The sequence below is a fragment of the Streptomyces exfoliatus genome (assembly GCF_000725545.1).
In the GTDB taxonomy this organism is placed as follows: Bacteria; Actinomycetota; Actinomycetes; order Streptomycetales; family Streptomycetaceae; genus Streptomyces; species Streptomyces exfoliatus.
In genome coordinates this window covers 276,019-299,988 of the sequence record NZ_JNZP01000001.1, presented here as the reverse complement: position 1 = coordinate 299,988, position 23,970 = coordinate 276,019, and the positions used below count along the sequence as shown (strand labels likewise).

Genomic DNA, 23,970 nt, shown 5'->3' with positions numbered 1-23,970 from the left:
GGGCGGAACCCTGGGCCGGGGCCCGGGCCGTACGGGGGCGATGGCCGGTGTGCCAGGTACGGGCGGGGAACGGGCGCCGGGGCCGGGCTCGGCGGTACGGGCGGCCCCGCTGCCCGTACCGGACAGCGCCTGTCCCGCCGCCCCTGGCGGGGTGGCGGGACAGTGGTGGTGCGTCAGTGGTGCGTCAGCCGGGGATCAGGCCGTCGTCGGAGAGCATCTCCCTGACCTCGTCGAGGCTCGCGTCCGGAGCCGGAAGGATCAGCTCCGACGGCTCCAGGGCGTCGTCCGGGAGCGGCTCACCGATCCGCCGGACCGCGTCCAGGAGGGCACCCAGCGTGCGCCGGAACCCTTCCCCGTCCCCCGATTCCATCTCGTCGAGCAGCTCGTCGTCGAGCTTGTTCAGCTCGACGAAGTGGCTGTCGGCCAGTACCCACTGGCCCTCCCCCATGATCCGTACGATCATGACGCGTCCTGTCCGTCGCCTGTGGCGCTACTTCTCGAAGCGCGGGTGGGACTGCTCCTTGGCGCGGTCCTGCGGCGTCGCCGCACCGCCGCCCTCGAGGGCCTGCTGCTGCGCCGAGGGGCCACCGGCCAGCTCCGCCTTCATGCGCTGGAGCTCCAGCTCGACGTCCGTACCGCCGGAGAGCCGGTCCAGCTCCGCCTGGATGTCGTCCTTCGCGAGACCGGACTGGTCGTCCAGGGCGCCCGAGGCGAGCAGCTCGTCGATCGCGCCCGCGCGGGCCTGGAGCTGCGCGGTCTTGTCCTCGGCCCGCTGGATCGCGAGGCCGACGTCGCTCATCTCCTCCGAGATGCCGGAGAACGACTCGGCGATCCGCGTCTGGGCCTGGGCAGCCGTGTAGGTCGCCTTGATGGTCTCCTTCTTGGTGCGGAAGGCGTCGACCTTCGCCTGCAGGCGCTGGGCGGCGAGCGTGAGCTTCTCCTCCTCGCCCTGCAGCGTCTGGTGCTGCACCTCCAGGTCGCTGACCTGCTGCTGCAGCGCGGCACGCCGGGACAGCGCCTCGCGCGCCAGGTCCTCACGGCCGAGGGCGAGCGCCTTGCGGCCCTGGTCCTCCAGCTTGGCGGACTGCCCCTGCAGCTGGTTCAGCTGGAGTTCGAGCCGCTTGCGGGAGGTGGCGACGTCGGCGACGCCCCGTCGTACCTTCTGCAGCAGCTCCAGCTGCTTCTGGTAGGAGTAATCGAGCGTTTCGCGCGGATCCTCGGCCCGGTCAAGGGCCTTGTTCGCCTTCGCGCGGAAGATCATCCCCATACGCTTCATGACACCGCTCATGGGCTTCGCGCGCCCCCTTCTGACGGACTTCGGCTCCAGCTCTTCGACAGGATCCACACTACGGGCCCTGTCTCCATTACCGCACTGTTCGGAGCGGGATGCGCTCCTCCCCAAGGACGACTGCGCCCGGTGATCCCTCCCGCGCAGGGTGTAGACGGATCTAAGGGTGTGGACAGAACTGAGGGAAACGCGCACGTCCTCCCGTACGTACCGCCGAAGACGCAGTCCGTTAGCGGATCGTTCCCGCCCGACATGGGGTTCATGCTCGTCACCCCGTACCCTTGGGTTTTGTGTTCCGTAGCCGTTCGAAGGACGAGAAGGCCCCCACCGACAAGGTGACGGATGACCTCTCCAGCAAGCAGCCCCGCGACCCTGAGGCCCCCAAGGGCCGCCCGACCCCGAAGCGGAGTGAGGCGCAGACCCAGCGTCGGCGCGCCGCGACGGTGCCGACCGACCGCAAGGAGGCCGCCAAGCGCCAGCGCGAGGCACGCCGCTCGGACCTGGCCCGTCAGCGCGAAGCGCTGGCCAGTGGCGACGAGCGTTATCTGCCGGCCCGCGACAAGGGTCCGGTCCGCCGCTTCGTGCGCGACTTCGTCGACTCCCGGTTCGCGATCGCCGAGTTCTTCCTGCCGATGGCCGTGGTGATCCTCGTGCTGTCGCTGTTCGGCAACACCAACCGGGCGCTGCAGAACATCTCCCTGCTGCTCTGGCTCGGTGTGATCATCCTGATCGTCATCGACTCCATCGGCATCTGGCTCCGCCTGCGGAAGCAGCTGGGCGAGCGCTTCCCGAACGAGCCGAAGCGCGGCGCCATCGCCTACGGCCTGATGCGCACGCTTCAGATGCGCCGACTGCGACTGCCGAAGCCGCAGGTCAAGCGCGGAGAGCGGCCCTGAGCGCCGACAGTTCGGAGCCCGTCGAGCGGGCGTTCGGCGCGGCGACATCGGAGGCGGGTGGCCCGGTGCTGCCCGCCGTCGCGCACTGGCCCGCCGTTTCCGGCGGGCTGCGCGACACCATCCGGCAGGAGATCGTCGCCCGGCAGCTCGACGAGCAGATATCGGGCCGCTACCCCGTGGGGCAGCGGCTGCGGATCCTCGACGCGGGCATGGGGCCGGGCACGCAGGCCCTGCGCCTAGCACGCGCCGGTCACACCGTGACCGGCCTGGAAGCCGATCCCGACCTGCTGAAGGCGGCCCGCGACTCGCTGGCCACGGAGCCCGCCGGGATCCGCGAGCGCGTCCGGCTGATCGAGGGCGACGGTCGCGAGACCGGGGTGCACTTCCTGCCCGGCAGCTTCGACGTGGTCCTCTGCCACGGCGTCCTCATGTACGCGGACGAGCCGGACGCGCTGCTCGCCGGCCTGGCCCGGATGCTGGCGCCCGGCGGACTGCTCTCCCTGGTCGTGCGCAACGCCGACGCCCTCGCCATGCGGCCGGGGCTCGCCGGGGACTGGTCCGGTGCGCTCACCGGCTTCGACTCGGACGTCTACACGGACGACCACGGCGTCAAGGTGCGGGCCGACCGGCTGGACGCGCTGACGGCGACGCTCGCCGGGATCGCGGCGCCGCTGCACGCCTGGTACGGGGTACGGGTCTTCACGGACGGCGTCCCCGCCGAGGCGGGCCTGCCGGCCGCCGAGGAACTGGAGCGGCTGCTCGCCGCCGAGGACCGGGCGGGGCGCACGGAGCCGTACCGGCGGATCGCGGCGCTGCTGCACCTGTGCGGGGTACGGGGCTGATCGTCCTGCGGGGCCCGGACCTGGAGTGGCGGGTCCGGCACCCCTGATCGGGTGCGCTCGTCGGGCCCAGGGCGGGGAGGAAACGGATACTCCGGGCATGGACGTCTTCCGTGCCCGGGCCCAGGCCCGTACCCGTACTCATGCCTGTACCCGTGTCCCGCGCCTCCTCCTGCCGCTGACCGCCGCGGCCTGCGCCGTCACGCTCGTCAGCGGCTGCTCCTCGGCCACCGGGGACACGGCCCCGCCGGAACGCTCCACCCAGGCGGCGGCGCCACTCGCCGCGAACGACCTCCAGGACGACTACCGGGCCGTCATCAAGAACGTCCTGCCGTCGGTCGTGCAGATCGACGCGGAGAACAGTCTCGGCTCCGGAGTCGTCTACGACGCCAAGGGCCACATCGTCACCAACGCGCACGTGGTCGGCCAGGAGAAGACCTTCAAGGTCACGGCCGCGACCGGCGGGCAGCCGGTCGACGCCCGGCTCGTCTCCACGTACCCCGAGCAGGACCTCGCCGTCATCCGGCTGGAGTCCCCTCCCCAGGGCCTCAAGCCGGCGAAGTTCGGCGATTCGGCGGCCGTCGACATGGGACAGATCGTCCTCGCGATGGGCTCGCCCCTCGGGCTCTCCGGCAGCGTCACCCAGGGCATCGTCTCGGCGACCGGCCGCACGGTCAGTGAGGGCCGGGACGGGGGCGGCACCGGCGCGACCATCGGGAACATGGTCCAGACGTCGGCCGCGATCAACCCCGGCAACAGCGGGGGCGCGCTGGTGAACCTGGACAGCGAGGTCATCGGCATCCCCACGCTCGCGGCGAGCGACCCGGAGATGGGCGGCGGTGCCGCGGCGGGCATCGGGTTCGCGATCCCCGCGTCGATGGTGCGGACGGTCGCGGACCAGATCATCAAGGACGGCAAGGTGACGGACTCGGGCCGGGCCGCCCTGAACATCACCGGCCGTACGGTGCTGAACGACGACTACGAGCCCGCGGGCGTGGCGGTGGTCGAGGCGCCGGCGAACGGGGCGGCGGGCAAGGCCGGGCTGAAGCCGGGGGATGTGATCACGCGGCTCGGCGACACGGACATCACGACGATCACCTCCCTGTCGGAGGCGCTGGCCTCACGCCGGCCGGGCGACGAGGTGACGGTGACGTACGAGCGGGGCGGGTCCACCAAGAAGGCGGAGGTCACGCTCGGCGAGATGTGACGGTGACCTCCGGCGGGACCCCGGTTCGGGGTGCGGGGCCCGTGGCCCCGCACCCCCTGGCCGCCGGGCGCTCTAGCCCTCCGCGTCCAGCGGCATCGGGCCGTAGACCTTCGTGCCGTCCTCCGACAGGGTCACCTGGGCCGCGCCGCCGCCCAGGAGGTCACGCCAGTGTTCGCCGATCCAGCTCTCCGCGTCGCCCTGGGTGGTGAACTCCTCCGGAGTCACCACCGGCTCGACCTCCGTGCCGTCGGACTTCTCGAACCGCCACGTCCATGCCATGTCCGCCTCCTGGCGCTCACCGGATGATCGGTTTCCTGCCCGCAGCGTAGCCGGGCGCGCACGGCTCGCGGTGGCGCGGGAGGATCTGAGGGTGGAACTGACTCTGCTCGGCACCGGCGCCCCGCTCGGGCTCCCCCGCCCCGACTGTCCCTGCGCCGTGTGCGCGCTCTCCCGCGGGCCCCGGGCCCGCGCCGCGACGGCACTGCTCGTGGACGGGGCCCTGCTGCTCGACCTGACTCCGGGCGCCCCGCTCGCGGCGGCCCGTTCGGGTCATTCGCTGGTCGGGGTCCGGCAGGTCCTGCTGACCCACCCGCACGACGGGCCCGCCGTCGAACTGCCCGCGGGACTTCCGACCGCCGGGCGGGTGCCGGACGGACGGGAGTTGACGCTGATCAGCGGGCACCGGGTGCGGGCCGTCGCGATGGACTCCCCCGGTACCGGGTACGAGGTGACCTCGGCGGAGGGCGAGCGGCTGCTCTATCTGCCGCCGGGCGGGGCCCCGGCGGGGCTCCCGGAGGACCACCGGGCGCCGTACGACATGGTGCTGGCCGATGTGACGGGCCGCCCGGACGCGCTGGCGCGGCTGCGGGCGGCGGGCGCGGTCGGGCCGGCGACCGAGGTGATCGCGGTGCACCTGGACCACGACGCGCCGACCGGCGCCGAGCTGGACCGGCGGCTCGCGTCGGCGGGGGCGCGGGCGGTGCCGGACGGGACGACGCTGTACGTGGGCGAGTACCACGAGGTGCCGGACGTGCCCCGGCGGACCCTGGTGACGGGAGGGGCCAGGTCGGGGAAGTCGGTGGAGGCCGAGCGGCGCCTGGAGTCGTTCCCCGAGGTGCTGTACGTGGCGACGGGCGGGAGCCGGGAGGGCGATCCGGAGTGGGCGGAGCGGGTGGGCCTGCACCGGGAGCGGCGGCCGGGTTCCTGGCGCACCGCCGAGACCTGTGACCTCGTACCCCTGCTCGCGGAGGACGGGCCCGCGCTGCTCGTCGACTGTCTGTCGCTGTGGCTGACGGACGCCATGGACCGGGTCGGCGCCTGGGACGACGAGCGGTGGGCGGCCGGCGGGCAGACGGCGCTGCGGAAGCGGACGGCGGAGCTGGTGGCGGCGGTGCGGGCGACCCGCCGTACGGTCGTGGCGGTGACGAACGAGGTCGGTTCGGGGGTGGTGCCGGCGACGGCGGCGGGACGGCGGTTCCGGGACGAGCTGGGCCGGCTGAACGCGGCGTTCGCCGACGAGTGCGAGGAGGTCGTCCTCGTGGTCGCCGGTCAGGCTCTGGTGCTGCGCGGGTAGGGTGCGAGCCGAACGACAGGCCCAGGGCCTGTCGTTCGGATCAGGCCGGATCAGGGAGCGGGGTCTGGTGCCGTGCATCGCGAGGCGGAGGAGGGAGTCATGGCGGAGCCATGGCGAGTGACGACAACGCGGCGAGGTGCGGCACCAGACCCCGCGAGCCCGGCATGATCCAAAAGACAGCCCCAAGCCCTCGCTGATTTGTCTCAAGGCGGAACCCGTGAATCTGGACGACTTCTCCGATCTGATCGAGCGCGCCGACGGCGGGATCCGGCGTGACGCCGAGGAGCGCCGTGAGCGGCTGGTCGTGCCGCCGGGGGCCCTCGGCCGGCTCGACGAGCTCGGTGAGTGGCTGTCGGCCGCGCAGGCCTCGGTCAAGGTGCGGGCGATCGAGCAGCCGAAGGTGGTGCTCTTCGCGGGCGACCACGGGGTGGCCTCGCTGGACGTGTCGGGCCGCCCGGCGGGTACCGCGCACGAGCTGGTGCGGGCGGTCCTCGAAGGGGCGAGCCCCGTCGCCGTGCTCGCCCGGTCGACGTGCGTGCCGGTGCGCGTCGTGGACGCCGGTCTCGACTGCGACCCGGAGCTGCTGCCGGCCGAGGTGGTACGCCACCGGGTGCGGCGCGGCAGCGGCCGGATCGACGTGGAGGACGCGCTGACGGCCGAGGAGACCGAGGCGGCGGTCCGGCTCGGTATCGCGATCGCCGACGAGGAGGCGGACTCGGGCACCGATCTGGTGGTGCTCGGGGACCTGAGCGTCGGCGGGACGACGCCCGCGTCCACCCTGATCGCGGCCCTGTGCGGGACGGACGCGTCCGTGGTGACGGGCCGGGGCGGCGCCGGGATCGACGATCTAGCGTGGATGCGCAAGTGCGCGGCGATCCGGGACGCGCTGCGGCGGGCGCGGCCGGTCCTGGGCGATCAGTTGGCGCTGCTCGGGGCGGTCGGCGGGGCGGACCTGGCGGCGATGACCGGTTTCCTGCTGCAGGCCTCGGTGCGGCGGATGCCGGTGATCCTGGACGGTGTGGTGGGGGCGGCGTGCGCGCTGGTGGCGCAGCGGGCGGCGTTCCGGGCGCCGGACTGGTGGCTGGCCGGTCAGGTCAGCGGTGAGCCGGCGCAGGCGAAGGCCCTGGACCGGATGGCGCTCAACCCTCTGCTCGACCACGGCGTCCATGTGGGTGAGGGAACCGGGGCACTGCTCGCGCTTCCCCTCGTCCAGGCCGCGGCGGCGCTCGCCGCGGAGCTGCCCGAGCGTCCGGATCCGACCACTCCGGAGGCGTCGGACGGGTCCGAGGGGCCTGACGGGGAGAACTGAGCGAAGACGGACTCGTCGACTCCGGAGGCGGTCACGCGCGACGCGCGCGTGGCCGTCTCCGGCGTCTCCGCACGGCAAGCACTGCCCCATATGATCGCTTTTCATGGGAGAAGTCCGCTTGTCTGCCGAAGCAGCACCCCGGGGCACCACGACCCGTTCGCGGCGCAGCGCCGCGTTCGCCGTCTGGTACCTGCGCGTCGTCACGTTCATCAACTTCCTGAGTGCCGTCTGGGTCTCCCTCGGACAGGACCTGCGCCGGCACAACGAGGACAACTACTTCACCCCGTACATGCTCACGGCCGGCTTCGCCTCCGGGGTCTTCACCCTGTTCCTGGCGATCACCATGCGGCGCCGCAAGCGGGCCGCGTGGATCCTCAACCTGGTGCTCGGCGGGCTCTTCCTGCTGCTCTTCGCCTTGGTGATGTTCTTCCCCGAGGTCCACCGGCACGCCCAGAACTGGATCTCGCTGGTCCTGACGGCCGCCTTCGTCCTCGCGCTGCTGCTCGGCCGCAAGGAGTTCTACGCCAAGGGCGACCGCTCCAACCCGCTGCTCGCGGCGGCCGTGGCGGTCGGCGGACTGCTCGTCACCTCGCTGCTCGCGGCCGTCCTGGTCACCGTCACCAACACCTCCACCGGGCCCTCCACCTTCCTGGAGCGGTGGCGGTACGGCGTGATGCGGCTGGTCACGCTGGCCGCCGACGACTCCCGGTTCGCCGGCATCGCCACCCCCGGCTGGGTCGACGTCACCATCAACGTCCTGTCCACGCTGCTGCTGTTCGCGGTGCTCTTCGCCGCGTTCCGGTCCCGCCGGGCGGTCGACCCCCTGACCGAGGAGGACGAGGAGCGGCTGCGGATCCTGCTCGACAAGCACGGGGACCGCGACTCGCTCGGCTACTTCGCGCTGCGCCGCGAGAAGAGCGTCGTGTGGTCGCCGAGCGAGAAGGCCGCCATCGCCTACCGGGTCGTCGGCGGGGTGTCGCTCGCCTCGGGCGACCCGATCGGCGACCCCGAGGCCTGGCCGGGCGCCATCGAACCCTGGCTGGCGGAGGCGCGCGAGCACGGCTGGATCCCGGCCGTGATGGGGGCGAGCGAGGAGGCCGGCACCATCTACGCCCGCCACGGCCTCGACGCCCTTGAGCTGGGTGACGAGGCGATCGTGGAGACCGCCGAGTTCACTCTCGACGGGCGGGCGATGCGGACGGTCCGGCAGGCGTTCAACCGGGTCAAGCGGGCGGGGTACGAGGTCCGCATCCGGCGCCACGAGGACATTCCGGCCGAGGAGATGGCCGAGCTGCTCGGCAAGGCCGACGACTGGCGGGACGGGGCCACCGAGCGCGGCTTCTCGATGGCGCTCGGGCGGCTCGGCGATCCGCGGGACGGGCGCTGCGTGATGCTGGAGTGCACCGACGGGCAGGGCGAACTGCGTGCCGTGCTGTCCTTCGTCCCCTGGGGGCCCAAGGGGCTCTCGCTCGACCTGATGCGCCGTGACCGTGACTCCGAGAACGGCCTGATGGAGTTCATGGTCATCGAACTCCTCCAGCGGGCCGAGGAGATCGGGATCACTCAGGTCTCACTGAACTTCGCGATGTTCCGCTCCGTCTTCGAACGTGGCTCGAAGCTCGGGGCGGGGCCCGTGCTGCGCATGTGGCGTTCGCTGCTCAGCTTCTTCTCCCGCTGGTGGCAGATCGAGTCGCTGTACCGCGCCAACGCCAAGTACCGACCGATCTGGGAGCCCCGATTCATGCTCTTCGAGAAGAGTGCGGACCTGCTGCGCATCGGCCTCGCCGCCGGGCGGGCCGAAGGGTTCCTGGAGGCCCCGGGGTTGCCGAAGTGGGTGCACCGCAGGCATCTGGAGAGCGGCCGTTGAGCGGGGCCCTGGGCGGGTTCGCCCACCGGGAGTGGGGGCCGCTGTTCGCCACCGTCAGGACGGCGCTCGTGACGCGGAGGTGGCGCGCGGTCCCGATGACCCTGGCCGCCGTCTGCCTGACCGCCCTCTTCCAGGTCGTCCAGAACCAGGATTGGGGCTATCAGCCGGTCCAGGACATCGGCTCCGTACGGGCCGAGGAGCCGCTGTGGCTGGCGCTGCTGCGGACCCCGCTCTCGCTCTTCGTCCCCGCGCTCGACCTGCCCGTGTGGGGCGCCCTGGCCCAGGTCCTGCTGGTGTTCGGGATCGCCGAGATCTGTCTCGGGCGGGGACGGACGCTCGCCGTGGCCTATCTGGCCACCCTCTGCGGGACGCTGTACGCCCGCGTCGGCATCGCCCTCGGGCCGGGCACCCCGCTCGGCCTGCCCGCCGCCGACGCGCAGGTGGTCGACACCGGTCCCTCGGCGGCCGTGGTGGGCCTCGCCGTCTACGTCTGTTGGCGCTACCGGGCCTGCTGGACCGGGGCGGCGGTCGTCGTGGCCATGGTCGTCGAGGTGGTCGTCAAGCCGAACCTGGCGGGCAAGGAGCATCTCGCCGCCATCGCCGGTGTCCTCGTCCTGATCGCGGTCGAGAGCTGGCGCGAGCGCAAGCGAGGTCAGGAGGGAGTGGAACCCCGGCCCGGAACCCGCTCCTGGAAGCCGCCGATCAAGTCCTGAGAGCGGCGCCGGATCTTGGTCCAGCGCTTGTCGTGGCGGTACGTACGGATCCGGGAACGGGCCCGTGCCCGGTGGCGGCGCCCGTAGAACCGCCGTGACCACCAGGAGCCGGGGCGGGCGAGCCGGACGGCGCCGACGAGCGCCACGAACGGGACGAGGACCCCGAGGACGGCCATCCGGAACTTCCCCTTCACCAGGGCGATCAGGATGAAGAGGAAGTTCACCGCCAGGGTCAGGAGGAAGGTGGTCCGGTCCTGGCGCTCGTCGGCGGTCATGTCATCGACGCCGAGCGGTGAGAAACCGCTCAGCGCGAGCCCCACCAGGGCCGCCGTCAGGACGACCACCTCGACGCTCTTGCGGCCCTCGTCGCTCCAGTACACGTCGTCGAGGTGCAGGATCAGCGCGAACTCGTCCAGGACGAGCCCCGCGCCGACCCCGAAGACCACGGCGAACACGGCCGCGCCGAGCCCGTGCCGGCCGCTGCCCACCGCACCGAAGCCGCCGAGGACGGCGAGGACGACCCCCGGCACGACGTGATGGATATGGACACTGCCGGAGGAGACGTTCCGGAAGGGTCCCTTCCCCGCTCGGATCATCCGGGTGACGGTCCGTGTGACCAGGAACGTCACGACGAACGAGGTCAGCGCGAGAAGCAACGGGAGCTTCCCCGGTTCGACGATGTTGCGGGAGAACCAGTGACCCATGCCACCCCGTTCCGAAGTGCGTGGAATGCGCGGTATGCGCAATCTACCGTCCCGGAGCGGCCATTACCCTGCCCGGATGGACGGCCTGCGTTTCGCCTTCGGCACCCTCACCGTGTTCCCCGCCCGCATCACCCGCTGGGACCGGGACGCGGCGCGCGCCGGCATGCTCTGCGCCCCGCTGGCCGGTCTGACCGTCGGGCTCTGCGCCGCCGGGCTCGGCGGCGCGTTCCTGGCACTCGGCTCGGGGCCGCTGCTCGCCGCCGTCGTCACCACCGCCGCACCCGCCGCCCTCACCCGAGGCCTCCACCTGGACGGCCTCGCGGACACCGCCGACGGCCTCGGCAGCGCCAAGCCCGCCGAGGACGCGCTGCGCATCATGAAGCAGTCGGACGTGGGCCCCTTCGGCGTCATCGTGCTGCTCCTCGTCCTGCTCGCCCAGGTCGCCGCACTCTTCGAGCTGTACGGGGAGAGCTGGGCGCACGGCACGGCCGGTGCCGTCCTCGCCGCCACCGTCGCCCGCCTCGCCCTCACCCACGCCTCCCGCCACGGCGTCCCCGCCGCCCGCCCGGAAGGCCTCGGCGCGATCGTCGCGGCCACGGTCCCGGTCCGGTCCGCGACCCTCACGACCGCGCTCGTCCTGGTGGCGTGCGCGGCGACGGGCCTGCTGTTCTCCCCGTACGACGCGGTGCGCAACGTCCTGGCGGCCGGCGCGGCCCTTGCCGTCGCGGCGCTGCTGCTCCGGCGGTGCGTACGGCGGTTCGGCGGGGTGACGGGGGACGTGTTCGGCGCGGTGGAGGAGACGGCGGCGACGGTCGCGCTCGTCGCCCTGACCCTGGGGTGACCCTCCGGCGCGTCAGCAGGGCCGGCGCCAGACCCCGAGCTCGTACCGCTTCAGCATGGAGCTGAGGCCCAGTTTCCTGGCCTGCGGACAGAACTCGGCGGTATCCAGCTCGTACTCGACGTGGAAGACCGCCTTGCCCGCCGCGACGAACGGGACGAGCCGGTCGCACTCGTCGTACTCGGCGCACTGTTCGTTGACCGCGAAGTCGAAGTCCGCGAGCAGCTCCGGGATCTGGTCCAGGTCGTTCTTGAGGCCCACCGCCAGGCCCCGCTCGTGCGCCAGGCGGGCGATCAGACGGTTGTAGCGGAGCTGGTCGGCGGCGGTCAGGGGGAAGCCGGTGCGGTTGCGATAGCCGTCCATGTTGTCGGGTTCGACGGCGTCGAAGCCCTTGGCGCGGCACATGTCGAGGCGTTCGGCCATGAGGGGTTCGAGGACGTCGGTGCGGCGGATGTCGAGCCAGCGCTCGCCCTCCCAGCCGTTGCCCTTGCCGAGGACGGACTTCGGGAAGCGGTCGGCGTCCGGGCGGAAGTCCTCCCAGGCGCCGGTGGAGAGGTAGCAGATGACCTTCCGGCCCCTGCGGTGCAGGTCCGTGACCGTCGACGCCGGGTGGTCGAAGCCGTCGATGTCGTACACGGGGACGTCGACGGTCGGGTCGAGCCGGCCGCTGAGCTGCCACTGCCAGGCGAGGCCCGGCGCCGGCCGCCACCGCTCCTCCGCCGGCTTCGGGTCCGGTCCTGGGCCCGCCGTGCAGGCCGTGGCGAGCAGCAGCAGGCCCGCGAGCAGGGGCAGGAGGCGTCTCATCGGGCGGGCTCCAGGAGATGCGGAAGGGTGCCCCAGGGGTGCGCCCCGGTGCCGGGGACGGCGCAGTGGACGGGGGTCGCGGGGCGGATCCCGGGCGGGGCCGCGTAGACGAGGTGGCAGTAGTGGGCGGCGACCGGCAGGTCGAGCGTCCGGTACGTGTCCCAGGGGCCCTCGAAGGTGACGAGGAGGTCGGCGAGTTCCTCGTAGCCGGGGTCGGGGTGCGCGCCGTGGTTGAGGACGAGGGTCGCGGCGCCGGCGGACCTGGCCGCGACCGCGAGCCGCCGGTAGTGGGCGAGGGCGTCGGGCGCGGTCGCCACCTGGTCGAGGAAGGCGCCGTCGGTGCCGTACCAGTCGCGGTGCCGGACGAGGTCGGTGACGACCTCGGCGTGCGGGCGGCGCCCGTAGGCGGTGTCCGCGTACCCGAGGAGCCGTACACCGGCCGCCCTCAGTCGCCCGGCCGCCGCCGCGAACGCCGGGTCGGGAGCGTCGCCCGCGCCGCTCGCCGGGTTGACGACGACGCCGTACAACGACGGCGCCGCGTCGACGAGGGCCGACCAGGCCTCGGGGCGGTCGGCCGGGTGCTCGTAGAACGGCACCAGGAGGAGACGATTCAAGGTCCCGGTTCCTCTAGGGGCGGTGGGCGGTCGGTCGTACCAGCAGAACACAGGCGAGGAGGGTGAGCACCGCCGCCGCTCCCCCGGCCGCCACCGAGCCCGCCGCGGGTTCCACGGTCTGCGCCGCGGCCGCGAGCAGGCACACGGCCGCCGCGCTCAGCACCGCGCCGAAGGCCTGGAGCAGCAGGCCCAGCCAGAGCACCGTCCCGAGGAGGAGCAGGGTGATGAGGCGTGCCGGTGTCGGCCAGGGCGCGCCCGGCCAGGCCAGGGTCGCGGCGAGAGTGAGGGCGAAGAGGACGGTGAGGTAGCCGCCCAGGCAGAGCACGAGCGTTCCGGTGACCGCGCGGCGGAACTCGCGGGCGGTGGCGAGCGTCCGCAGCCGGGTCAGGCTCTCGCCCCGGAAGCGGTGCAGCAGCCACTCGGCGGGCCCCATGGAGAGGGTGAGCGCGATGACCGCCCCCGCCCCGCTGACCAGGGTGTCGCCGACGCCCGCGTGGAGGACGAGGAGGCCGCTGCCGAGGCCGAACAGGCCGTACGGGAGGGAGGCGGCGCGCGGGGGCCCGCCGCGGCCCGCCGTACCGCGCCGTACGCCGGGCCGCAGGACGAGGGCGGCGAAGGCGACGCCTGCGGTGAGCGAGGTGAGGAGGAGTGCGGCGCGCAGGAGGTCGGGCAGGTCCCAGCGGAAGGCGGGTACGGCTCCGGCGAGCGGCAGGAGGGCGCAGAGCAGGGCGCGTTCGCGACCGAGGACCAGGAGCACGGTCGCGGCGGCGAGGTAGAGCGACTGCCCGGCGGCGAAGAGGGCCGCCGGGGTCTCGCCGGGCGCGGCGGTCGCGAAGGCGACGGCGGTGCCGGCGAGGGCGCCCGCCGGGGCGCCGGTGAGCAGGGCGCGGGCGGCGGCGGGCCGGTCGCCGAGGCCGAGCCAGGTGTACGCGCGGTGGGACAGGGTCTGGTTCCAGACCCAGCCGGTGATGGCGCCGCCGAGGAGCGGAACGGTTCCGCCGGGGAGTCCGAACCGGCCCTGCTCGGCGGCGAGGAACGGCGCGGCGAGGACGTACGCGAGGCCGGGCAGCGCGAAGACGAGGCCGCGCAGGAGGCAGCCGGCGAGCCCGGTGTGCCAGGCGCCGCCCCGGGGTGCCTCCGGTGCGGGGTGGCGCCGCTCCACGCGCGCGTAGAGGTCCTCGGCGAGGGCGAAGGAGTCGGCGCGGCCGTAGGTGAGCCGGATGTGGTCGTCGGTCATGCCGTCGGATTCGAGGAGGGCGGCTATCTCGTCCGGGTGCACGGCGACGGCGACGAACGGGTCGAGCCGCTCGACGAGTGCGTCGAGCGGGTCGGCGGCGAGGCCGTCGTCCGTGGGGGGCGGGGTGCCGGGGACGGCCGGCGTGACGGTGCCCTCCCGGCGGGGGCGGGGGATCACGGGGAGGGGGGTTTCCGTTCCCGGGGGTTTCAGCCAGAGGGAGCCGCTCATGCCGGGGTGCCTCCCGGGACGAGGGCCGTGGGAGCGCTGCGGCGCGGGGCCGGGATGCTCAGGCGGAGGGGCTCGCGGGTGACGGCCGGTGCCGGGCGGGGTCGGCGGGCGCCCGCGAGTTCGCGGTAGATCTGGCGGAAGCCGTCCACGGAGCGGTTCAGGGTGAACCGGTCGATGACCCGCTGCCGGGCGAGGCGGCCGAGTTCGGCGCGACGGGCATCGTTCCTGAGGAGTTCGGTGACGGCGGCGGCCATGACGGCCGGTTCGCGGGGCGGGACGACGATCCCGGTGTCGCCGACGGCCTCCCGTACCCCTCCGACGTCCGTGGAGACGGTGGCCCGGCCGCAGGACATGGCCTCGATGAGGGAGAAGGGGAAGCCCTCGCTGATGGAGGAGAGCATGACGACGCTGCCCGCCCCGTAGGCGCGCGGCACCTCGGAGACCCGGCCCTCGAAGCGGACGCCGTCGGTGACGCCGAGTTCGGCGGCGAGCTTCTCCAGGCGGGTCAGGTAGTCCTCGTTCCCGGCCGGGACAGGGCCGAAGAGCCGCAGCCGCAGCGCGGGCAGTTCGGCACGACAGATCGCGTACGCCCTGATCAGGGTCTCCAGGTCCTTGATGGGGTCGATCCGCCCGCACCAGCTGAGGGTGGGCGTCTCCGGTTCGGGTCCCGCCTCCGGGAAGAGGGCCGGGTCGACGCCGTTGTAGACGGTGCGGATGCGGTCGGCGGGGGCGCCGCCGCGCTCCTCCCAGCGCCGGTTGTACTGGTTGCAGGGGGTGATGAGGTCGGCCTTGCGGTAGCCGAGGGTGTTGAGCTCGCGGTAGAAGCCGAGCATGAGGGCCTTGACGGGCCAGCGTTGCGCCTCGGTGCGGTAGCCGAGGTAGCGCTCGCGGAGGTAGATGCCGTGTTCGGTGAGCAGGAAGGGCACTCCTTCGAAGTGCTGGGCGGCGAGCGCGGGCAGCGTGGCGAGGCCGCTGGAGACGGCGTGCGCGACGCCGTCGGCGGATATCCGGGCGGCGAGCGGGCGCAGGGCGTGTTCCAGGAGGTCGGTGGCGGTGAGCGCGTCGTGGACGGTGGGCCGGGCGGCGGTCGTCGGCAGGTGCGGCATGGTCCAGATCCACATCAGGGACCGCAGGGCCGTCTCGGAGCGCAGGGCGGTCGTCAGCCGTCCCTGCCGGGCGAGTTCGGCCAGCTCGTAGAGGCTGGTGCCGAAGTCGTACCCGGCCTCGGGGTCGAGGAGGGAGAGCAGGAGCCGTTCGTACGTGTCGAGGAAGCGGCGTCGGTCGCGCCCCCGCAGGGGCCGGCGCGCTCCGCCGAACAGGCCGGGCGCGGCCGGCCCCTGCGGGGGTCCCCAGAGGGGGTACGCGGTGTGCCGGGTGACGTTGTCCGGCAGCTCCCAGGTGACGGGTTCGCGGCCGCTGCCGGTGAGGGCGAGGATCTCGAAGTCGACCTCGGGCATGCCGCGGACGAGCTGGTCGCACCAGGTGCTGACGCCGCCGTGGACGTGCGGGTAGGTGCCTTCGGTGAGCATGGTGACATGACGGCCACTGCTCGGCATGTGCGGTTCCCCCCAGAACGTGCTGGTCAGGCGGTCGGGAGCGTGAGTGTGACGCTGGTCTGGAGCGGTTCGGGCGTGGTCCAGGCGGAGCGGGTGCCCGCGTAGGGCGCGCCGAAGACGGTGGAGCCGAGGAGGAGTTGCTTGCGGGTGCCCTCGGGGGCGGTGATCGGCGCGGTGACGCCGGCGGGTGCCTTGACGGTGACCGTGGAGCCGATGCGGTAGGCGGTGACCTTGCCGGCGGCGACGGCCTGGTCCCAGGCGGCGCGGCGGTTCAGTTCGGTGCCGACGTCCCTCTGCCGGGGGTTCACCACGGGGGCGCTGGCGGCGAAGAGGGCCCGGTAGTCGGCGAGCACCTTGTCGAGGACGGGGTAGAGGAGGCGTTCCTCGGCGAGGTTGGACTGGTGGACGTAGTGCGGGCGGGGGTCGTTGCCCATCACGTGGGAGAGGGCGGTGCGGGCCTCCTGCGGGACGATGTGGTCCGCGTATCCGGTGGTGGTGGGGAGCGGGGCGGGCAGGCAGGTGGAGGCCGGGTTGATCTCGCAGACGCCACTGCCGCCGTCGGCGCGGGAGGTGTAGACCCAGTTGTACTCGTCGGTCATCTCGGCGGCGGTGCCGACGTTGTAGTACACGTTCATGGGGTGGCGGGGCACGGTCCTCGCGGCGCCGGTGGTGGTGCCGAGGGAACGTTGCTGCGGCTCGCGGGAGTTGTCGCTCGCGATCCACTTGACGCCGTTGTCGGCGAGGGCTCCGGCGAGGTTCGGGTTGTCGACGGGTTGCTGGGGAAGGGTCTTGAGGCCGGAGTGCTCGCCGGTGACGAGTTCGGCGCGGTCCACGGAGATGCCCTTGCCGACGGCCCAGTTGTGGTTGTTGCGGATCTGGCCGGAGAGTGTGGAGCGGCTGACCCAGAGGGTGTTCCCCGCGGTGTCCTTGGCGCACTGCCAGGGGACGACGGCGTTGTCCTGGACGCAGCCGAGGAAGGGGTGGGTGTAGGTGTGGTTGATCCACCGGTACTGGGCGCGGTCCGCGACGAGCCGGTCGGTGAGCGGGTCGCTGCCGCCGTGCTCGGCCCTCCACTGCTCGCCCTGGCCGCCGTTGTAGACCATGTCGAGGGTGAAGCCGGAGGCCTTCTGCCAGGCGGCGGCGTACTGGGCGTCGGCGACCGTCATCCGGATCGGGTCGACGCCCTCGCCGTCGTCGCCGACGCAGTCGAAGTCGCCGGGGGTGCAGTCGAGGGCCGTGTCCCAGCGGGCGTCGGGGGCGAAGACGTCGTCGACGTGGACGGAGAGGTAGTTGCGGCTCTGTCCGAGGTGGACGCCCTGGGTGAGCCATTCGACGATGCCGCGGGCGAGGGCACGGAACTGCCGCTGGTGCTGGTTGTAGGCGAACGTGACGACGAGTTCGCGGCGCCCGTCGGCGGCGTACTCGCCGACGAGGCTGGCCCGGCCGCCGTCGGACCCGGCGACGGGGACGTCGAGGAAGCTGGTGTAGCCGGCGCGCGGGCGGCCCGCGTAGCCGTAACTCTCGGCGATGGAGGGGTCGTTGTCCTCGAAGGTGAGCGCGCCGGACAGGTACCGGAAGGGGCCGGCCTTCCCGGCGGCGGTGACTCCCGCGGTGGTGCCGTCGAGGACGCCGGACCAGCCGCCCTCGTTGGTGTAGTCGAGTCCGACGCCGGGGTGCGACCAGGTGTACGCGTCGACCTGCGGGATGCCGAAGGTCCGCTCGTACGCCTGGAGGGCGGTGTGCTCGGCGGAGTCGGGCCCGAAGGCGGTCTCGTGCGGCAGGACGACGCCCTGGTACTTGGCGCGCGGCCGCCCGTCGACCGTGTCGCTGAGGAAGGCCGTGTTCAGCACCGGCCGGTTCGGGTCGTTGAGGTCGATCCTGCGGTACGGGACGCCGGAGCCCTTCAGCTCGGCGGTGATCGCCCCGACCGCGCTGCCGCCGTCGTCGACGACGAGGACGGTGAGGTCGACGCGGGGCGGCGTCGCGGCGACGGCCTGCGCGGACGGCACGACGGTGGCGAGCAGCGCGGCGGCGGCGAGGGCCGCGACACGGGCGGTGCGGGGTGCTCCGCCGGTCGTTCGGGGTGCGGAACGGGCGCCGCGGCTGGTGCGGAGCGCGGTTCCGGGCATACGGATTCGGCCGGAGTCCATCGGGTGGTGTCCCCCCTCGGCAGGTCCGCCCGCGCCCGGACCGGGGCGGGGGAGCTGTGGAGATGCTGCAGATGATGCGAAGACGAGCGGGTCGTCCTTGCGTGACTGAGGCGAGTGTGGAGGAGCGCTCGGAGCCAGAACGGTAAACATGAAAGAGACACCACGGATGAGTGAATCAGCGCCGCCGTGAGCGAAGCGGGTGAGCGAGCGTAGGCTCGTTCTCGGCGCTCTCCGGGCCGAAATACGATGCGGCGGGCACGGTCGGCCTATCCCTCGACCGCCACAGAACTCAATGGAAGCGAGATTTCACCACCGTGACTGCTCTCACTCTCAGCACTGCCGGCGCGGCGACGCTGCGCGCCGACGCCCTCGTCGTCGGCGTCGCGAAGTCCGGGAAGGCGCTCGTCGTCGCCCCGGGCGCCGAGGCCGTCGACAAGGCCTTCGACGGCCGGCTCGCCGCCGTCCTGGAGACCCTGGGCGCCTCCGGTGCCGAGGGTGAGGCGACCAAGCTGCCCGCCCCCGCCGGTCTCAAGGCCCCCGTCGTGCTCGCCGTCGGCCTGGGCTCCGCCCCCGAGGACGGCGAGTCCTTCGGCGCCGAGACCCTGCGCCGCGCCGCCGGTACCGCCGCCCGCGTCCTGACGGGTTCGAAGAAGGCCGGGTTCGCCCTGCCGATCGCCACCGCCGACGACGCCGCCGCCATCGCGGAGGGCGCCCTGCTCGGCGCGTACGCCTTCACGGCCTACCAGGAGAACGGCAAGGACGCGAAGAAGCCCCTCGCCGAGGTCGCCCTGCTGGGCGCCAAGCCGCGCGACAAGGCCCACAAGGCCGCCGCCGAGCGCGCCCAGGCCGTCGCGGAGGAGATGAACCGCGCCCGCGACCTGATCAACATGCCGCCGAACGACCTGACCCCGGCCGCGTTCGCCGCCGCCGCTCAGACCGCCGGCAAGGAGCACGGCCTCAAGGTCCAGGTCCTCGACGAGAAGGCGCTCGCCAAGGGCGGCTACGGCGGCATCCTCGGCGTCGGCAACGGCTCCGAGAACCCGCCGCGCCTGGTCCGGATCGCGTACACCCACGCGAAGGCGGAGAAGACCCTCGCCCTCGTCGGCAAGGGCATCACCTACGACTCGGGCGGCATCTCCCTGAAGCCGGCCGGCCACAACGAGACGATGAAGTGCGACATGAGCGGCGCCGCCGCCGTGTTCTCCGCCGTCGTCGCCGCGGCCCGCCTCGGCCTGGAGGTCAACGTCACCGGCTGGCTCGCCCTCGCCGAGAACATGCCGTCCGGCTCCGCCACCCGCCCGGGTGACGTGCTCCGCATGTACAGCGGCAAGACCGTCGAGGTCCTGAACACCGACGCCGAGGGCCGGCTCGTCCTCGCCGACGCGCTGACCCGCGCCTCCGAGGAGCACCCGGACGCGATCGTCGACGTGGCGACCCTGACCGGCGCCATGGTCCTGGCGCTCGGCAACCGCACCTTCGGCATCATGGCCAACGACGACGACTACCGCTCGGCCATCCACGAGATCGCCGAGGAGGTCGGCGAGCAGTCCTGGCCGATGCCGCTCCCCGCGGACCTGCGCAAGGGCATGGACTCCCCCACCGCCGACATCGCCAACATGGGTGAGCGGATGGGCGGCGGCCTGGTCGCCGGTCTCTTCCTCCAGGAGTTCGTGGGCGAGGGCATCACCTGGGCCCACCTGGACATCGCGGGCCCCGCCTTCCACGAGGGCGCCCCGTACGGCTACACCCCCAAGGGCGGCACCGGCTCCTCGGTCCGCACCCTGGTGAAGCTGGCCGAGCGCACCGCCGCCGGCGAGCTCTGAGCAGTGGCGTGACGGTACGGCCCCGGGCTTCGCGCCCGGGGCCGTACCGTTCGCCGCCCGTTCGCTCGCGACGAAATCCGTAGGTTCGTACGCCGCCGGGACCCGGCCGTACGGACGATCGGCCGTCTCAGAGCACGGCCCCGCGTCCCGCCGTCCGTCAACAAGTGCGAAGATGGGTTCTCGGCAGGACAGGGCCCCCACCACAGGGCCGAAATAAAGCGGCCGGACACCAGCCGCCGCCTGGTCTTCGACGACCGGCGACGAGCGCACATGCATGGAGGACGTGACGTGGCGAACGACGCCAGCACCGTTTTCGACCTAGTGATCCTCGGCGGCGGTAGCGGCGGTTACGCCGCGGCCCTGCGCGGAGCGCAGCTGGGCCTGGACGTCGCACTGATCGAGAAGAACAAGCTCGGCGGCACCTGCCTGCACAACGGCTGCATCCCGACGAAGGCCCTGCTCCACGCCGGCGAGGTCGCCGACCAGGCGCGCGAGGCGGAGCAGTTCGGTGTCAAGGCCTCCTTCGAGGGCATCGACATCAAGGGCGTGCACAAGTACAAGGACGACGTGATCTCGGGCCTGTACAAGGGTCTGCAGGGTCTCGTCGCCTCCCGCAAGGTGACCTACATCGAGGGCACCGGCCGCCTCTCCTCCCCGACCTCCGTCGACGTGGACGGCCGTCGCGTCGAGGGCCGTCACGTCCTCCTCGCCACGGGCTCCGTGCCGAAGTCGCTCCCGGGCCTGGAGATCGACGGCAACCGGATCATCACCTCGGACCACGCGCTGACCCTGGACCGGGTCCCGGAGTCCGCGATCATCCTGGGCGGCGGCGTCATCGGCGTCGAGTTCGCCTCCGCCTGGAAGTCCTTCGGCACCGACGTCACGGTGATCGAGGGCATGAAGCACCTCGTCCCGGTCGAGGACGAGAACAGCTCGAAGCTTCTTGAGCGCGCGTTCCGCAAGCGCGGCATCAAGTTCAACCTCGGCACGTTCTTCCAGTCCGCCGAGTACACCGACGGCGGCGTCAAGGTCACCCTGGCCGACGGCAAGACCTTCGAGGCCGAGGTGCTGCTCGTCGCCATCGGCCGCGGCCCGGTCTCCGCGGGTCTCGGTTACGAGGAGCAGGGCGTCGCGATGGACCGCGGCTACGTCCTGGTCGACGAGTACATGCGCACCAACGTGCCGACGATCTCGGCCGTGGGCGACCTCGTCCCGACGCTCCAGCTCGCGCACGTCGGCTTCGCCGAGGGCATCCTCGTCGCGGAGCGCCTGGCCGGCCTGAAGGCCGTCCCGATCGACTACGACGGCGTGCCGCGGGTGACGTACTGCCACCCCGAGGTCGCCTCCGTCGGCATCACCGAGGCGAAGGCCAAGGAGGTCTACGGCGCGGACAAGGTCGTCGCCCTGAAGTACAACCTCGCGGGCAACGGCAAGAGCAAGATCCTCAAGACCGCGGGCGAGATCAAGCTCGTCCAGGTCAAGGACGGTGCCGTGGTCGGCGTCCACATGGTCGGTGACCGCATGGGCGAGCAGGTCGGCGAAGCGCAGCTGATCTACAACTGGGAGGCGCTGCCGGCCGAGGTCGCGCAGCTCATCCACGCCCACCCGACGCAGAACGAGGCGCTCGGCGAGGCTCACCTGGCCCTGGCCGGCAAGCCGCTGCACTCCCACGACTGACGCTCACGTCATCACAGGGCGCGACGACCACTTTCCGCAATTCGTTAGGAGCAACTGAAACCATGTCGGTTTCCGTAACCCTGCCGGCGCTCGGCGAGAGCGTCACCGAGGGCACCGTCACCCGCTGGCTCAAGGCCGAGGGTGAGCGTGTCGAGGCCGACGAGCCGCTGCTCGAGGTCTCGACCGACAAGGTCGACACCGAGATCCCCGCCCCCGCCTCGGGCATCCTGGCCTCCATCAAGGTCGCCGAGGACGAGACGGTCGAGGTCGGTGCCGAGCTGGCCATCATCGACGACGGCTCCGGTGCCCCCGCCGCTGCCGCCGCCCCGGCCGCCGAGGCCGCTCCGGCCCCGGCCGCCCCGCAGCAGGAGGCCCCGGCCCCCGCGCCGCAGGCCGCCCCGTCCACCGAGGCCCAGGCCCCGGCTCCGGCCCCGACGGCCGAGGCCGCCGCTGGCGGCGGTTCCGCCGAGGGCACCGACGTCGTGCTTCCGGCGCTCGGCGAGTCCGTCACCGAGGGCACCGTCACCCGCTGGCTGAAGTCGGTCGGCGAGTCCGTCGAGGCCGACGAGCCGCTGCTCGAGGTCTCCACGGACAAGGTCGACACCGAGATCCCGGCCCCGGTCTCGGGTGTCCTCCTGGAGATCGTCGTCGCCGAGGACGAGTCCGCCGAGGTCGGCGCCAAGCTGGCCGTCATCGGCGCCGCGGGTGCCGCTCCGGCCGCCGCTCCGGCTCCGGCTCCGGCCGCCCCCGCCGCCGCTCCGGCTCCGGCCGCGGCCCCGGCTCCCGCGCCGGCCGCCCCGGCCGCCGCTCCGGCTCCGGTCGCCGCCGCCCCGTCCCTCGCCCCGGCCGTGGTCACCCCGGTTCCCGCGGCGCCCGCCGCGGCTCCGACCGCGCCGGCGGAGGATGGCGCGTACGTGACCCCGCTGGTCCGCAAGCTCGCCACCGAGAACGGTGTCGACCTGGCGGCCGTCAAGGGCTCGGGCGTCGGCGGTCGCATCCGCAAGCAGGACGTCCTCGCGGCCGCCGAGGCCAAGAAGGCCGCCGCGGCCGCCCCCGCCGCCGCTGCTCCGGCCGCCGCCGCCCCGAAGGCCCCGTCCCTCGAGGTCTCGCCGCTGCGCGGTCAGACCGTCAAGATGACCCGCATGCGCAAGGTCATCGGCGACAACATGATGAAGGCGCTGCACGGCCAGGCCCAGCTGACCTCGGTCGTCGAGGTCGACATCACCAAGCTGATGAAGCTGCGCGCCCGTGCCAAGGACGCGTTCGCGGCCCGTGAGGGCGTCAAGCTCTCCCCGATGCCGTTCTTCGTCAAGGCGGCGGCCCAGGCGCTGAAGGCCTTCCCGGTCATCAACGCCCGGATCAACGAGGACGAGGGCACGATCACCTACTTCGACACCGAGAACATCGGTATCGCGGTGGACTCCGAGAAGGGTCTGATGACCCCGGTCATCAAGGGTGCGGGCGACCTGAACATCGCCGGCATCTCGAAGAAGACCGCGGAGCTGGCCGGCGCCGTGCGCGCCAGCAAGATCACGCCGGACGACCTGGCGGGTGCGACCTTCACCATCTCCAACACCGGTTCGCGCGGCGCGCTGTTCGACACGATCATCGTGCCCCCGAACCAGGTCGCCATCCTGGGCATCGGCGCCACCGTGCGCCGTCCGGTCGTCATCAACCACCCGGACCTGGGTGAGACGATCGCGATCCGCGACATGACGTACGTCGCGCTGTCCTACGACCACCGTCTGGTGGACGGCGCCGACGCGGCCCGCTACCTGACGGCCGTCAAGGCGATCCTCGAGGCCGGCGAGTTCGAGGTCGACCTCGGCCTGTAATCGCGTCGCCGTCCTGGCAACGTAACGAGCCTCACCTGCGGCGCCCCCGTCCGGAAGTGTTTCCGGACGGGGGCGCCGCCGTATTGTCTTGAGAGTCAACACTCCCCGAGGAGCCGCGTCATGACCGTCCCCGTCGTCCACTCGCTGCGCGAGCAGATCCGCGAGCACATCGTGGAGGGGATCGTCAGTGGCCGCTGGAAGCCGGGAGAGCGGATCGTGGAGCGTCGGATCGCGACCGAGCTGGAGGTCTCCCAGACCCCGGTCCGCGAGGCGCTGCGGGAGCTGGAGTCGCTGCGGCTGATCGAGTCGGCGCCGAACAAGGGCGTCCGGGTGCGGAACCTGACCGCGGCGGACCTGGAGGAGAGCTACCCCGTGCGCGCCGGTCTGGAGCAGATCGCGGCCGAGCTGGCGGCCGGCCGGCTCGCGACGGACTGCTCGGCCCTGGAACCGCACGTGGCGGCGCTGTACGAGGCGGACGCGGCGGCCGACGGTACGGCGCAGGTGCGGCACACGGTGGCGTTCCACCGGGAGCTGGTGAAGGCGGCGGGGAACAAGGTCCTGCTGCACACCTGGGAGACGCTCGGCATCGAGGTGTTCACGGCCCTGTCGATCCGCTGGCTGGGCACGGTCCAGAAGTCGTACGCGGAGGAGCACCAGGAGCTGGTGGAGGCCTTCCGCCGGGGCGATCCGAACATCGGGGCGCTTGTGAAGGCGCACGTCCTTGGCTGCGCGCCGCGGGCCTGAACCCAGGCGTGTACGCAGAGTGAGCGGATGATGAGCGGGTCCACCGTACGGTGGACCCGCTCATCCGT

At 72.7% G+C, this 23,970-nt stretch carries 21 protein-coding genes; 12 read left to right on the top strand and 9 right to left on the bottom strand.

Features of this window, described 5'->3' with window-relative positions; all coding sequences use genetic code 11:
- Positions 1-184: 184 nt before the first annotated feature.
- Complete coding sequence (pspAA, locus tag IO20_RS0101405; protein WP_030547485.1) at positions 185-463, bottom strand: PspA-associated protein PspAA; 279 nt, start codon at positions 461-463, stop codon at positions 185-187.
- Between the two features lie 27 nt (positions 464-490).
- Positions 491-1,288 (bottom strand): PspA/IM30 family protein, encoded by a 798-nt coding sequence (locus IO20_RS0101400; protein WP_078945875.1) that lies wholly within the window; start codon positions 1,286-1,288, stop codon positions 491-493.
- A gap of 290 nt (positions 1,289-1,578) precedes the next feature.
- Between IO20_RS0101400 and IO20_RS0101395 the strand changes: the two genes are divergently transcribed.
- The 3 genes from IO20_RS0101395 to IO20_RS0101385 all read left to right on the top strand — a co-directional run bounded on the left by IO20_RS0101395 (position 1,579) and on the right by IO20_RS0101385 (position 4,230).
- On the top strand, positions 1,579-2,184 hold the full coding sequence (locus IO20_RS0101395) for a DUF3043 domain-containing protein (RefSeq protein ID WP_030547489.1): 606 nt from the start codon (positions 1,579-1,581) through the stop codon (positions 2,182-2,184).
- Positions 2,185-2,249: 65 nt separating this feature from the next.
- Complete coding sequence (locus IO20_RS0101390) at positions 2,250-3,026, top strand: class I SAM-dependent methyltransferase (RefSeq protein ID WP_245684844.1); 777 nt, start codon at positions 2,250-2,252, stop codon at positions 3,024-3,026.
- 97 nt (positions 3,027-3,123) lie between these two features.
- Positions 3,124-4,230, top strand: coding sequence for a S1C family serine protease (locus IO20_RS0101385; protein WP_030547492.1), 1,107 nt, complete (start codon positions 3,124-3,126; stop codon positions 4,228-4,230).
- 72 nt (positions 4,231-4,302) lie between these two features.
- Here IO20_RS0101385 and IO20_RS0101380 read toward each other — a convergent pair whose 3' ends face one another.
- Positions 4,303-4,509, bottom strand: a complete 207-nt coding sequence (locus IO20_RS0101380; protein ID WP_030547495.1) for a hypothetical protein — start codon at positions 4,507-4,509, stop codon at positions 4,303-4,305.
- A 91-nt stretch (positions 4,510-4,600) separates the two neighbouring features.
- Here IO20_RS0101380 and IO20_RS0101375 point away from each other — a divergent pair, with 91 nt between their 5' ends.
- From IO20_RS0101375 to IO20_RS40915, 4 genes are all read left to right on the top strand, one after another.
- The gene (locus tag IO20_RS0101375; RefSeq protein ID WP_030547497.1) at positions 4,601-5,803 is read left to right on the top strand and encodes a bifunctional adenosylcobinamide kinase/adenosylcobinamide-phosphate guanylyltransferase; all 1,203 of its coding nucleotides are present in this window, start codon (positions 4,601-4,603) and stop codon (positions 5,801-5,803) included.
- A 217-nt stretch (positions 5,804-6,020) separates the two neighbouring features.
- A complete protein-coding gene (gene cobT, locus IO20_RS0101370; protein WP_030547499.1) occupies positions 6,021-7,112 on the top strand; it encodes a nicotinate-nucleotide--dimethylbenzimidazole phosphoribosyltransferase in 1,092 nt (363 codons plus the stop codon).
- A gap of 103 nt (positions 7,113-7,215) precedes the next feature.
- Entirely contained in the window at positions 7,216-8,979 is a 1,764-nt protein-coding gene (locus IO20_RS0101365; RefSeq protein ID WP_030547501.1) for a phosphatidylglycerol lysyltransferase domain-containing protein, read from the top strand.
- Positions 8,976-9,692, top strand: a complete 717-nt coding sequence (locus IO20_RS40915; RefSeq protein ID WP_030547503.1) for a hypothetical protein — start codon at positions 8,976-8,978, stop codon at positions 9,690-9,692. Before IO20_RS0101365 ends, IO20_RS40915 begins: the two co-directional genes overlap by 4 nt.
- Here IO20_RS40915 and IO20_RS0101355 read toward each other — a convergent pair.
- Positions 9,632-10,396: a hypothetical protein gene (locus IO20_RS0101355; protein WP_030547504.1), complete on the bottom strand. Its 765-nt coding sequence runs from the start codon at positions 10,394-10,396 to the stop codon at positions 9,632-9,634. The genes IO20_RS40915 and IO20_RS0101355 overlap by 61 nt on opposite strands.
- Positions 10,397-10,472: 76 nt before the next feature.
- Here IO20_RS0101355 and IO20_RS0101350 point away from each other — a divergent pair, with 76 nt between their 5' ends.
- The gene (locus IO20_RS0101350) at positions 10,473-11,237 is read left to right on the top strand and encodes an adenosylcobinamide-GDP ribazoletransferase (protein ID WP_030547505.1); all 765 of its coding nucleotides are present in this window, start codon (positions 10,473-10,475) and stop codon (positions 11,235-11,237) included.
- Positions 11,238-11,249: 12 nt separating this feature from the next.
- On the opposite strand, the gene IO20_RS0101345 is transcribed toward IO20_RS0101350, so the two are convergent.
- Genes IO20_RS0101345 through IO20_RS0101325 form a run of 5 tightly spaced genes read right to left on the bottom strand, consistent with a single transcriptional unit; the run spans position 11,250 to position 17,823 of the window.
- A complete protein-coding gene (locus tag IO20_RS0101345) occupies positions 11,250-12,038 on the bottom strand; it encodes an endo alpha-1,4 polygalactosaminidase (RefSeq protein WP_030547506.1) in 789 nt (262 codons plus the stop codon).
- A complete protein-coding gene (locus tag IO20_RS0101340) occupies positions 12,035-12,652 on the bottom strand; it encodes a spherulation-specific family 4 protein (RefSeq protein WP_030547507.1) in 618 nt (205 codons plus the stop codon). Before IO20_RS0101340 ends, IO20_RS0101345 begins: the two co-directional genes overlap by 4 nt.
- Positions 12,653-12,665: 13 nt before the next feature.
- On the bottom strand, positions 12,666-14,117 hold the full coding sequence (locus IO20_RS0101335; protein ID WP_030547509.1) for a hypothetical protein: 1,452 nt from the start codon (positions 14,115-14,117) through the stop codon (positions 12,666-12,668).
- On the bottom strand, positions 14,114-15,673 hold the full coding sequence (gene pelF / locus IO20_RS0101330; protein WP_030547511.1) for a GT4 family glycosyltransferase PelF: 1,560 nt from the start codon (positions 15,671-15,673) through the stop codon (positions 14,114-14,116). Before pelF ends, IO20_RS0101335 begins: the two co-directional genes overlap by 4 nt.
- Positions 15,674-15,699: 26 nt before the next feature.
- On the bottom strand, positions 15,700-17,823 hold the full coding sequence (locus tag IO20_RS0101325; protein WP_030547513.1) for a hypothetical protein: 2,124 nt from the start codon (positions 17,821-17,823) through the stop codon (positions 15,700-15,702).
- A 314-nt stretch (positions 17,824-18,137) separates the two neighbouring features.
- On the opposite strand from IO20_RS0101325, the gene IO20_RS0101320 reads away from it, so the two are divergent.
- From IO20_RS0101320 to IO20_RS0101305, 4 genes are all read left to right on the top strand, one after another.
- The gene (locus IO20_RS0101320) at positions 18,138-19,646 is read left to right on the top strand and encodes a leucyl aminopeptidase (RefSeq protein ID WP_030547515.1); all 1,509 of its coding nucleotides are present in this window, start codon (positions 18,138-18,140) and stop codon (positions 19,644-19,646) included.
- A 288-nt stretch (positions 19,647-19,934) separates the two neighbouring features.
- Positions 19,935-21,323, top strand: coding sequence for a dihydrolipoyl dehydrogenase (gene lpdA / locus IO20_RS0101315; RefSeq protein ID WP_030547517.1), 1,389 nt, complete (start codon positions 19,935-19,937; stop codon positions 21,321-21,323).
- 62 nt (positions 21,324-21,385) lie between these two features.
- Positions 21,386-23,158 (top strand): 2-oxoglutarate dehydrogenase, E2 component, dihydrolipoamide succinyltransferase, encoded by a 1,773-nt coding sequence (gene sucB / locus IO20_RS0101310; protein ID WP_030547519.1) that lies wholly within the window; start codon positions 21,386-21,388, stop codon positions 23,156-23,158.
- A gap of 120 nt (positions 23,159-23,278) precedes the next feature.
- Positions 23,279-23,902 carry a GntR family transcriptional regulator gene (locus IO20_RS0101305; RefSeq protein ID WP_030208296.1) on the top strand — a complete coding sequence of 208 codons (624 nt, stop codon included), beginning with the start codon at positions 23,279-23,281 and terminating at the stop codon, positions 23,900-23,902.
- The last annotated feature ends 68 nt before the right edge of the window (positions 23,903-23,970 follow it).